Annotated in this window: 11 protein-coding genes and 1 pseudogene; 4 read left to right on the forward strand and 8 right to left on the reverse strand. The window is 63.7% G+C overall.

The genetic code is table 11. The features are described from left to right. Nucleotides 1–198 precede the first annotated feature (198 nt). Nucleotides 199–948, reverse strand: coding sequence for an SDR family oxidoreductase (locus GSQ89_RS18100; RefSeq protein ID WP_254073263.1), 750 nt, complete (start codon nucleotides 946–948; stop codon nucleotides 199–201). Nucleotides 949–1,030: 82 nt separating this feature from the next. On the opposite strand from GSQ89_RS18100, the gene GSQ89_RS18105 reads away from it, so the two are divergent. The 3 genes from GSQ89_RS18105 (at nucleotide 1,031) to GSQ89_RS18115 (ending at nucleotide 5,249) form a co-directional block, all read left to right on the forward strand. Next, entirely contained in the window at nucleotides 1,031–2,068 is a 1,038-nt protein-coding gene (locus GSQ89_RS18105; RefSeq protein WP_158927772.1) for an L-idonate 5-dehydrogenase, read from the forward strand. A 120-nt stretch (nucleotides 2,069–2,188) separates the two neighbouring features. Then, entirely contained in the window at nucleotides 2,189–2,728 is a 540-nt protein-coding gene (pal, locus tag GSQ89_RS18110; protein WP_158927774.1) for a peptidoglycan-associated lipoprotein Pal, read from the forward strand. 214 nt (nucleotides 2,729–2,942) lie between these two features. Next, the gene (locus tag GSQ89_RS18115) at nucleotides 2,943–5,249 is read left to right on the forward strand and encodes an EAL domain-containing protein (RefSeq protein ID WP_158927776.1); all 2,307 of its coding nucleotides are present in this window, start codon (nucleotides 2,943–2,945) and stop codon (nucleotides 5,247–5,249) included. Between the two features lie 73 nt (nucleotides 5,250–5,322). Here the strand turns inward: GSQ89_RS18115 and GSQ89_RS18120 are convergent, their stop codons facing one another. Further along, nucleotides 5,323–5,823, reverse strand: a complete 501-nt coding sequence (locus GSQ89_RS18120) for a flagellar basal body-associated FliL family protein (RefSeq protein ID WP_158927778.1) — start codon at nucleotides 5,821–5,823, stop codon at nucleotides 5,323–5,325. Nucleotides 5,824–5,917: 94 nt separating this feature from the next. Next, a complete protein-coding gene (locus GSQ89_RS18125; protein WP_158927780.1) occupies nucleotides 5,918–6,394 on the reverse strand; it encodes a YbaK/EbsC family protein in 477 nt (158 codons plus the stop codon). A 103-nt stretch (nucleotides 6,395–6,497) separates the two neighbouring features. Here GSQ89_RS18125 and GSQ89_RS18130 point away from each other — a divergent pair, with 103 nt between their 5' ends. Then, entirely contained in the window at nucleotides 6,498–7,826 is a 1,329-nt protein-coding gene (locus GSQ89_RS18130) for an NRAMP family divalent metal transporter (RefSeq protein ID WP_254073264.1), read from the forward strand. 18 nt (nucleotides 7,827–7,844) lie between these two features. Here GSQ89_RS18130 and GSQ89_RS18135 read toward each other — a convergent pair whose 3' ends face one another. From GSQ89_RS18135 to GSQ89_RS18155, 5 genes and pseudogenes are all read right to left on the reverse strand, one after another. Then, nucleotides 7,845–8,186 (reverse strand): DUF86 domain-containing protein, encoded by a 342-nt coding sequence (locus GSQ89_RS18135; RefSeq protein WP_216856249.1) that lies wholly within the window; start codon nucleotides 8,184–8,186, stop codon nucleotides 7,845–7,847. A gap of 26 nt (nucleotides 8,187–8,212) precedes the next feature. Next, nucleotides 8,213–8,506, reverse strand: coding sequence for a nucleotidyltransferase family protein (locus GSQ89_RS18140; RefSeq protein WP_158927784.1), 294 nt, complete (start codon nucleotides 8,504–8,506; stop codon nucleotides 8,213–8,215). Between the two features lie 33 nt (nucleotides 8,507–8,539). Next, the gene (locus GSQ89_RS18145) at nucleotides 8,540–8,971 is read right to left on the reverse strand and encodes an NUDIX hydrolase (RefSeq protein ID WP_158927786.1); all 432 of its coding nucleotides are present in this window, start codon (nucleotides 8,969–8,971) and stop codon (nucleotides 8,540–8,542) included. Beyond that, on the reverse strand, nucleotides 8,968–10,011 hold the full coding sequence (locus GSQ89_RS18150; protein ID WP_158927788.1) for a DUF4340 domain-containing protein: 1,044 nt from the start codon (nucleotides 10,009–10,011) through the stop codon (nucleotides 8,968–8,970). The genes GSQ89_RS18145 and GSQ89_RS18150 overlap by 4 nt, the downstream gene beginning before the upstream one ends. Then, nucleotides 10,008–11,043 (reverse strand): annotated as a pseudogene (locus GSQ89_RS18155) (ABC transporter); the annotation flags it as partial. The gene GSQ89_RS18150 and the pseudogene GSQ89_RS18155, both read right to left, overlap by 4 nt.

Below are 11,043 nucleotides of genomic sequence, written 5' to 3' on the forward strand. Positions count from 1 at the left end.
TGGGATTGCGACCATCCCAGGCACGGACTCGCACCGTGCTGACAAAGCGCCCTCACGGACGCACTCATGCCGATGCAGATCGGCATCCACGCCTTTTGCCCGTTAAAGCAAAGGCATGGATGGCAGGCCTCCGCCTGCCATGACGGTTACATAACGATGTCAAGATGGTCAACGACAACGCCGGTTGGCATGACGCGATCACACCACGCTGGTCAGCCCGCCATCGACATAGATGACCTGCCCGTTCACGAAGTCCGACGCCTCCGACGCCAGGAAAATCGCCGCGCCCGCCAGTTCCTCCACCTTTCCCCAGCGTCCCGCCGGTGTCCGCTTGCACAGCCAGTCGGAGAACGCCGGATCCGCTACCAGCGCCGCTGTCAATTCAGTCTCAAAATAACCTGGACCGAGCCCGTTCACTTGTAGGCCGTACCGAGCCCAATCGGCGCACATGCCTTTGGTCAGCATCTTCACCGCGCCTTTGCTCGCCGCATAGGGCGCGATGCTGGGCCGACCCAGTTCGCTCTGCACCGAACAGATATTGATGATCTTGCCCCGCTTCCGCGCGATCATCCCGCGCGCCACCGCCTGGGCGACGTAAAACACGCTGTCCAGATTGGTGCGCATCAGTTCGTGCCACGTCGCCTCGGGGAAATCCTCCAGCGGGGCGCGGCGCTGGATACCGGCGTTGTTGACCAGCACGTCCAGCACACCCAACCGACCGACCGCTTCGCCCACGGCGGCATGATCGGTGACATCGAAGGCGGCGACCTCGACCGCGATGCCCTCGGCGCGCAGCACACCGGCAGCCGTCTCCAGCTTCCCGGCATCCCGCCCGTTCAGCACCACCGCCGCCCCGGCACCACCCAGCGCTCGGGCCAGCGCGAAACCGATCCCCTGGCTGGATCCGGTAACCAAGGCGCGGCGCCCCGTCAGATCGAACAAACCCACGCGGCATTCTCCCTGGACCAAGCCGGCCCCTGCCGGTAAGCCTACCGCTCGGCCGTCAAACCGCACAACCGGAGAACCGTCCATGCGCGCCGCCGTCATCCATGCCCCCCATGACCTGCGGGTCGAGGACGCCCCCGAACAGACGTTCGGCGCCGATGACGTCAAAGTCCGCATCGACGCCGGCGGCATCTGCGGATCGGACCTGCACTACTACCACCACGGCGGCTTCGGCACGGTGCGTATCAAGGAGCCGATGATCCTGGGTCACGAGATCGCCGGAACGGTCATCGCCACCGGCGCCAACGTCTCGGGCGTCCAGGCGGGTGACAAGGTCGCGGTCAACCCCAGCCTGCCGTGCGGCGTCTGCCGCTATTGCCTGGACGGACAATCCAACCATTGCCTGGACATGCGCTTCTACGGCAGCGCCATGCGCACGCCCCACGTGCAGGGCGGCTTTCGTGAGGAACTCGTCTGCACGCGGCAGCAAGCAATCAAGCTGCCTCCGAATGTCGCCATCACCGAGGCCGCTTTCGCCGAACCGCTATCCGTCTGCCTGCATGCCGCTCGGCAGGCCGGCCCGTTGCTGGGCAAGCGCGTGCTGGTCACCGGCACCGGCCCGATCGGTGCGCTGCTGATCATGGTCGCCCGCCACGCCGGCGCGCGCGAAATCGTGACCACCGACCTGCTGGACCCGCCGCTGGCACTGGCCACGAAGATCGGCGCCGATCGCGCGATCAACACACGCTCCAACCCCACCGGCCTGGACGCTTATGCGGCCGACAAAGGCACCTTCGATGTGGTGTTCGAGGCCGCGGGTGCCGCACCGGCGCTGGCCGCCGCCATCAATGTCGCCCGCCCGGGCGCCACCATCGTGCAGGTCGGCAACAACGCCGACGCGACTCCGCCGGTCCCGCTGAACCTGCTGGTGGCCAAGGAAATTACCCTGCGAGGCACCTTCCGCTTCCATGAGGAATTCGCCTGGGCGGTCGACTTCATCACGTCCCGCCGCATCGACGTCCGCCCGCTGCTGACCGAGATCGTGCCGCTCGCCGATGCCGTCCGAGCGTTCGACCTCGCCACCGACCGGTCCCGTGCGATGAAGGTCCTGCTGGCGTTCTGACCGGACGCTTTCACGCAATCGTCTGGTATCGCCACGCGCGCTGGAGCGGTACAAGGCCACCGCGAATCGAAGCCGCTGCCTTATAATACGGTGGCCTTATCACCCGACCGGAGACGCTCCATGAAACATTGGACCCTTGCCTGCCTTATTGGCCTGACCTTGCTCGGTGCCTGTTCCCACTCGGACGATGACGCGCAAAGTGCCAACGGATCGGGCGGCGGGGCGGCTGGCATGGGTCCTGGCGGCATGGGCGCGGGTGGCATGGGTGGCAGCGGCGCCGGCGGCGGTGCCGGCCAGGCGACGCCGGGCAGCGAGGAAGATCTGGTCCAGTCCGCCGGCGACCGTATTTTCTTCGATACGGACCGCAACAGCGTCAATCCTCAGGCAGTCGCGACGTTGGACAAGCAATCCGCGTGGCTTCGGCAATATCCCCAGGTCAATGTCTGGGTCGCCGGCAATTGCGATGAGCGCGGCACGGAGGAATACAACCTGGCCCTCGGCCAGCGCCGTGCCGCCGCCGATCGTGATTATCTGGTGGCCCATGGCGTCGAGCGCAGCCGCATCGAGACCATCAGCTATGGTAAGTCGCGGCCGATCGACGCTGGTTCCACGCCGGAAGCCTGGGCACAGGATCGTAACGCGATCACGTCCGTGCGCTGACGTCTTGCACACGCCAATACACTGATCTTTCACGCTTTGGGATGTGAAAATCGCGTCCGGTGTTAACCAACTGGTAACCCTTTACAACTCATGATCCCCTTCTCTATCGAGGGGATCATCTATGCTCCGGGTCGTCGGATGCATCACGCAGGATCACGATCTTAGGCTCGTTGCCTTGGCCTGTCTGGTGTGCCTATTGGCTACGCATACCAGCGTGCGTTTGCTCAACCCTCGCCATCAGGCGGACCAATGGGCAGGCGTGATCCGCTCCGGTACCGCCATCCTCGCGTTCAGTGTCGGCGTCTGGACCACCCATTTCATCGGCATGCTGGCGTTCCGTCCGGACATGCCAGTCAGCTTCGACGTGCCACTGTGCGTCCTGTCCCTGCTTCTCTCGATCGCAGGCACGGCTCTCGCCTACGCCATCAGGCCGCGCACACCGGATGAAAAAGCGGCGACCATCGCCAGCGGGCTTGTCCTGGCGGCTGGAATCGGTGCGATGCACTTCGTCGGCATGCGCTCTTTGATCGTGCCCGGGGTGGTTCATTATGATCCCGATCTTGTCGTCGCCTCCCTGTGCCTGGGCGGCCTGTGCTCGATCGCCGGCATCTCACTGATGACACGCGGGGCGACCGTATGGGCTTCCGTGCTGCTGGCGCTCGCGGTCGCGTCCACGCATTTCGTCGCCATGGGATCGGTCACCCTGGAACTTTTGGGCAGGATGGACGTCACACCGCTCGCCACGCCCAGGTCGTATCTGGTGCTGGCAGCCGCGGGTGCGTGCTTCCTGATCCTGTTCATGACCATCACCGCCTCTGCCCTCGACCGGCACTTCAGCAGCCGTCTCGCCACGGAAGCACGCCGGTTTCGCGCCTTGGCCGACGCGACGTTCGAAGGCCTGATCTTTGAGCAGGACGGGCAAATCGTCGATGCCAACCGCGCCATGTGCGAGTTGGCGGGAATCGACGCCGCATCGATGATCGGCCGGCCGCTGTCGGATCTGATCCCGGGGCTGGAACTGCGAAGCACCGAACGCGAAAGCCCGGTCGAGTACGACATGCGCCTGCCCGACGGGCAAACCCTGTCGGTGGAAACGCTGTGGCGAAGTGGCGCCGACAGCGGTGAGCGTGTGGTGGCCATTCGCGATATCTCTCGTCAAAAAGCCGCCGAACGCCGGATCGAGCGCATGGTGCGGTACGATCCGCTGACCGGCCTGGCAAATCGCGAACTGTTCGAGCAGCAGTTGCATCGCGCCCTCGCCTTGTCCGATCGGTCGGCGGTCGGGGTCGCTTTGCTCTATGTCGATTTGGACCGTTTCGAATCCGTCAACGAAGCCCTGGGGCATCATGCAACGAGCCAAATCCTGATCCAGACCGCGCGCCGGCTGGCCGGCACCGTGCGGGAAACCGACACCGTCGCCCGGATCGGCCGAGACGAATTCGTCATCATCCAGTCACTCACCGAACAATCCACCGGCGCGGCGGCGTTGGCGGATCGGATTGTGAGCGAAATGGCGCTACCATTCTCCGTCGATGATCAATCGGTCGTGGTAACCGCGAGCGTGGGCGTCGCGCTGTATCCGGCTGACGGCGCTGTGCCGCGCGACCTGATCAAGAACGCGGCGTTGGCCGTGCGCCAGGCAAAGCACGACGGCCGCGGCCGGTGGCGCTATTTCGAAATGGGCATGGAGTTGTTGCTGCGGACAAAGCGATCACTGGAACACGATCTGCGTGTCGCGCTGAAGGAAAATCAACTCAGCCTGAATTATCAGCCCTTCGTCGATACCGCGACACTTGAAGTTGTCGGGTACGAAGCGTTGCTGCGGTGGGATCACCCTGAGCGCGGACGTATTCCGCCGGCCGATTTCATCCCGATCGCCGAGGAATGCGGCCTGATCGTGCCGATCGGAAGCTGGGTGCTCACCACCGCCTGCGCCGAGACCGTGTCCTGGGCCCAGAAACCGATCATCTCGGTGAATCTGTCGCCTGCGCAGTTCCTCCAGCCCGGCATCGTGGCCACGGTGGCCGACGTGCTGAAACAGACCGGCCTGCCGCCCAAGCGGCTGGAACTGGAGATCACCGAAGGCACGCTGATGGCCGACACGCAAAATGCGCTGCGGATCCTGACATCGCTGAAGGCGCTCGGCGTGAAACTCTCGATGGACGACTTCGGCACCGGCTACTCAAGCCTGAGCTATCTGCGGAAATTCCCGTTCGACAAGATCAAGATCGACCGCAGCTTCGTCAGCGATCTCGAAGACGATTCGGAAGCCGAAACCATCGTGCAGGCGATCATCGCGATGAGCCGCAGCCTTCGCCTGGATGTCACAGCCGAGGGCGTGGAGACGAAGCAACAGCTTTCCATGTTGCGGGCGCTGGGCTGCAATTTCGTCCAAGGCTATCTGCTGGGGCGGCCGCGCAGCGCGGCCCAGCTTGAGCACCAGGCGGCCAAGCCGCGTTGGCACATCATCGACCACGACGGGCCGCGCCTGGTGACAACACCGGCAGTGCGATCGGCGTAAACGCGGGGTTGGGGACCGGGTCGGTAGACGTCCGCGGCTTCACCGGACGATCTTGGCCGCCCGGCGCCACCAATCATTGCACCAGCAACTGCGTAAAGAGGACATCGCTGACCTTCGCCGGCGCCACGGCGGCGTTTACGCGCGTTAGCAACTCTTTCAACAGCCGATCGGTGTCTGCAGAATCGTGCAATTCTTCAGGTTTCATATCGCGCATATAGATGGTCAGCAGGTTCTGCACGCGCGGCAGGGCAGACGTCACCTGCACCACATCATCCGGCTTCGGCACGACCAGCCGGGCAGCCAGCTTGACGTAATGGGGCCTGTATCGGTCACTCAGGTTGCCGATCATTTCCGGAATGTCGACATAACTCGGTGGCACCGGTTTGGCTGCTTCCGAGGCCTGCTTGTCATGCCTGTCCATTCCCAGCAGACGCGGCAGAACGCCACTGAACCAAAGTCCGGCGCCTGTCAGAAGCAGCCCGGCCGGAACGGCGATCAAAACAAGTTTGCGCTTTCTGGACGCCTTGGGCGGCGCTTCAGTTGTCTTCTGGGCTATGGGTCGGGCTGAACTCATGCCCGTCATGTTGGCAGACAGGTATTAAGAAAACGTTATCCAAATCCAGCCGGCTGCACGAATGCGACGACTGGCCGGACGGGTATCCATGACTTTATCCGGCCTTTGCCACATCCACGAAATGCGCGCCGGTCAATCGCACAAGATCGGCTGGCGTCAGCGCGAACACCGCGTTTGGCGACCCCGCCGCCGCCCAGATCCGCGCATATGCCTGCAAGTCACGATCGAGGAAGACGACCGGCGGCGTCGCATGCCCGACCGGCGGCACACCGCCCACCGCGAACCCAGTCAGATCCAGCACGAATGCCGCGTCCGCCCGGCTGATTTTCTGCCCGAGCACAGCGGCGACTTTCTTCTCATCCACCCGGTTGGTTCCCGATGCCACCACCAGCACCGGCGTTCCATCCACCGCCCTGAACAGCATCGACTTGGCGATCTGCGCCACATCGCAGCCGATCGCCTCCGCCGCTTCCGCCGACGAATGCGTGCTTTGATCGAACTCCATGACGCGGAAGCCGTCCCCCAGGATGGCCTGGATGCGCATCGCACCGTCGCTGCTGGCTGGTTTCATGATGGTCCCTCTGCTCTACCCGCAGACGAAATTGTGCCGGGATCGGAGCGCTTGTGGTAGGCCGAGAATAACGAAACGATGCTCAGGCGAAAGACCCAGGCCCATGCGTGACGATCATCATCGCCACCTGATCCGCGCGATGCTTGCCGCCCGGATCGCCATACACCGAGCCCCGCGCAAACCTCCTGGACGAGGGTTGTGGGCGGCGCTCGGGCCCGGGCTCATCACCGGCGCGTCCGACGACGATCCGTCCGGGATCGCCACCTACTCCCAGGTGGGTGCGCAATTCGGCTTCGCGATGTGCTGGGTGATGCTGTTCACCTTCCCGCTGATGGCAGCGATTCAGGAGATCAGCGGACGCATCGGCCGGGTGACGGGACAAGGGATCGCCGGCAACATCCGGAAGCACTACTCGAAGCCACTTCTGCGCGCGATCGTCGCGCTGCTGCTGGTCGCCAACATCATCAACCTGGGCGCCGACCTGGGGGCAATGGGCGACGCATTGACGTTGCTGATCGGCGGCTCACCGCATCTTTATGTCGTCGGATTCGCGGTCGGCTGCGTCGCGCTGGAAACGTTCTCCCGCTACGAACGCTATGTCGTCCTGCTGAAATGGAGTTCCGCCTTCCTGCTCGCCTACGTCGCGACCGCGCTCGTTGTGGACACGCCCTGGGGCCTTGTGGCACGCGATACCTTCATCCCGACATTCCGCCTGGACACCGACTACGTCGTCGCCGTCGTCGCGGTCCTCGGCACTACCATCACCCCGTACTGTTTCTTCTGGCAGTCGTCGCAGGAAGCCGAGGACGAACGGATAGACCCGTTTGGTAAAACGTTGCTGGAGGCGCCGGAGCAGGCAAAAGTGCAGATCGGGCGCATCCGGTTGGATACCTTTGTCGGGATGGGATACTCGAACCTCATCAGCCTGTTCATCATCATTACCGCCGCCGCGACACTGAATGCACACGGCGTTACCAACATTCAGACCTCGGCCCAGGCGGCGGAGGCATTAAGACCGATCGCCGGCCCGCTGACGTTCTGGATCTTCTCCATCGGAATCATCGGCATTGGTCTGTTGGCGATCCCTGTGCTGGCGGGATCGTGCGCCTACGCACTGGGCGAGGCCCTTGACTGGCCCACCGGCCTCGACCGTCAGCCCCTGGACGCTCGGGCGTTCTACGGCACCATCGCGGTGGCGACGCTGATCGGGATCGCCGTCAACTTCGTCGGCCTGGACCCGGTGAAGGCGCTGTTCTGGGCCGCGGTCATCAACGGCGTTGTTGCAGTACCGCTGATGGCGGTGATCATGATCATGGCAATGGCGCCGAAGGTGATGGGACAATTCACGTTGTCACGCGGATTGTGCGCGATGGGATGGCTATGCACCGCCGTAATGACGGTCGCCGTGGGGATCATGTTCGCGACGTGGTAGGGATCGAAGACTGGATGGTCACTTCCTGACCTTTTGCTCCTCCGCCTGCGCCGCCGCCAACTCCTCCCGACAAATTTGTTCAAGCCGAAGCAAATCGTCGTGGACCAGCGACCACATCACAGGGGCGGCTATATTTTCGTAATTGTGCCGCAGCACGTTCCCGATACCCGCGACTTTGCGCCACGGGATGTCCGGATGCCGGGCTTTCAATTCGACGGTCAGATGACGACTGGCCTCGGACATGATTTCAACGCCCCGCTCAACCAACCACCGGCTTTGCCAGTCCGCTTCGAACACCTCAAACGACATATTGCAGACGACTTCACGAACCCGCTCGATCGCTTCGACGATGTCGTCCAATCGTGGGATCAGCGTCCGGGCGGTCACTAGAAAACCTGCACCGCCGAAGCCTCTATCCCTTGCCTCAGAGTCCGATGAAGGCTGTCCCGGGTCATGATATCGGCCTTTCGGCCCAGGATGCCGGAGGTTCGCTCCTTCACATCCATCAACTGAAAAAGCCCGAATTTCCCCCTGTCATAATCAAAGAACAGATCCACATCGGAATCATCTCGCGCCTCACCACGCGCGGTAGACCCGAAAAGATACAGGCTTTGCACACCAAGCCGTTTCAACTCGGCTTCGTGCGCTTTCAGCTTCGCAATGACTGCGTCGCGTTCCATAGCGATACCATACCACAAACCAATGGGCAGTCGTTACCCCACCAAACGCCGGGCGATCCCGATGATGCGGTGCGCTTCTGACCACAGCCCGTATGGTTCCAGCGCATCCATCGGCGCCCAGACCGCCGACGTCACGTCGGTCGCCGCCACCGGTTCCCCCGCCACCCACCGGGCGGCGAAATCCAGGATCGTGTAATGGAACCGTACCCGCCCATCCTCATCGCGGCGGATCGTATCGACATGCGCGCAGAAATGCAGTTCGCCCACCGCCAGCCCGCATTCTTCCATCAGTTCACGCCGAGCGGCTTCCTCACACGTCTCACCGACGTCCTGGGCGCCACCGGGCAGGGTCCAGCTTCCCAGGTTCGGCGGCTTGCCGCGCTGACACAGCAGGACATGGTCGCCCTTGATCACCACGATCCCAATCCCGACGAAGGGCCGGGTCGGATATTCGCGATCGGTCATTTCGTAGCCGCGGCGGGTGCGGCCGGCTTCGCGGGTTCCGCCGCCTTCAGGTCGTCCATCGTCGGCACCAGCGATTTCTCCTTCCAGGACCCGATCTGGTACGTCCATCCAGCCAGCCGCCCATTCAACGCCGCCGCCTCGGCCTTCTCCTTGTCGGAGGTAGCGGACGCCGCGAATCGAGCCCAGACATCCTTGTCAGCGTGGAACACGGTGACCGTCACCGCAAGTCCGTCGTCGGTCGTGAACATTGCGTGGCCTGTCTCAGTGCCAGGCGCATCGGCGTTGGCCTTCACCTCCTGGAACGTCAGCAACTCCAGCGCTCGGGCCACGTCATCGACCTTGTAGTCCTCCAGCTTGGGATGGTCGGCCGGCTGCGTCAGTTCAAGCTTTCCACCCTTCTGCCGTCCGAACATCAGCGCCTGGTCGCCCACGGCTACCGAGGCGATCCGCTCATGCCCGATGTTCATCACAGTCCGGTCCAGCCAAAGCGAGGAGTCCGCATCGACCTGCAAATCGCCCTCGGCGAGCCACGACTGATTCTCGCCCGGCCGGCGGACATAGATCTCATCCGGCACGTTCGCCTGGCTGCGCACCCGCCGATGCCCGGCAATCAGCGCCACGATCGGCTTGCCCGCCGCATCGACCAACCGCAGCAGGTCGGCGCTGGACGTGACACCGTTCGGATCATCCACGCCCAGCCGGCTAAACTGCGAGGGATCACTGGTCCTGGGTTCCGCCAGCCGCAGTTCCGTCAGCGCCGTCAGCATGCCGCGCAGCTTGGCTTCCTGCACGGGGTAGTCATGCATCGATGCCACGCCCCAGCCGCCATCCGTCCGCTTTTCGATCACCGTCTGCTTGCCCTGATGGGTGATCTCGATACGAGCGACCTGCGGCAGCTTCGGCGTCAGGCCGGGGAACATCAGCGCGCCCCGCGCCACCGTCGTCTGTTCATCGGGCGTCGTGGCCGTGCCGAAATACCATCCACCGGCGATGGCGATGACAGCCAACGCCACCAGCAGCCCAACCGTCCGAACCCTCATGATCTGGCCCTCGCACGCCGGCGTCGCTGGACGATACCCATGCCGATCGCCAGCACCGCCAACAGCGCGGGCACCAGCACGATGGTGAATACCCGCATCTCATCCTGCAGCGTGGAGATGTCGCGGTTCAGTTCCAGTTGCACCGCCCGCAATTTCTTGCGCGTCTCCAGCACGTCGCCCCTGGCGGCATCGATCGCGGCACTCTGTTCGGGGGTGATGATGGCGTCCGTCTTGGCATTGCCGTCCGATTGCACCCCACCGGACCGCAGGGTGCGGAGTTGCTTCTCCACATCGTCCAGATGCTGCTGCAAGGTCTGCTGGGTCTGGCGGAATTGCGCCTCTGCCTCATTCTGCATCTCGGCCACCAGCGTGAACGGCCGGTCGGTGTCGCCACGCGACCGCAGCCCGATCAGCGCATCGCTGCCGGCCAGCGTGCCGATCAGGTTGGCGACGAACGGCCCATTGTCGGAAAACGGCGTCGCGGTCTGCTGGCCGAAGAAGTCCGACATGTGCACCCAAAACCGGTCGGCCAGGATGTCGGAGTCGGCCACCACCACCATGTTCGCCGGCTCCTTGGTCTGCGCGATGTAAGCCGGGAAATTTGCCGGCCGTTTCTGCCCCGCCGCCAGCGGTGGCGGGCCGGAGAACACGGACTTCAGGACCCCATGCACCCGGGCGGCGATCACGCGCGGCCCGCCTTCCTCCTTGAACCCGGCCAGCACCTTGGCCGGGTCGGGTACCTTCAGTTCATCCAGCGGAATCAGGCCGCTATGCGCGCTGGTAGTCAACAGCGGCGTGAAATCGATCGAGGCTTTCGGCGCCTTGGACAGGAACCCTGACGACGCCACCGTCACCTGCTGCAAATCCGCCGTCGCCGGATCGTCGTGATTGATCCCGTCGCGGATATTGAACCAGGCGAGATAGTTCACCGCGCCCTGCTGGTCGCCGTTGCCCGCTCGCACGCGCCAGGCCCCCGTCAGGTCGCCCACGACCTTCGTCGGATCGAATTCGATCCCCCACGCATCGAACAAT

Origin of the sequence: Acidisphaera sp. S103 (assembly GCF_009765975.1) — a bacterium.
Classification (GTDB): Bacteria; Pseudomonadota; Alphaproteobacteria; order Acetobacterales; family Acetobacteraceae; genus Rhodopila.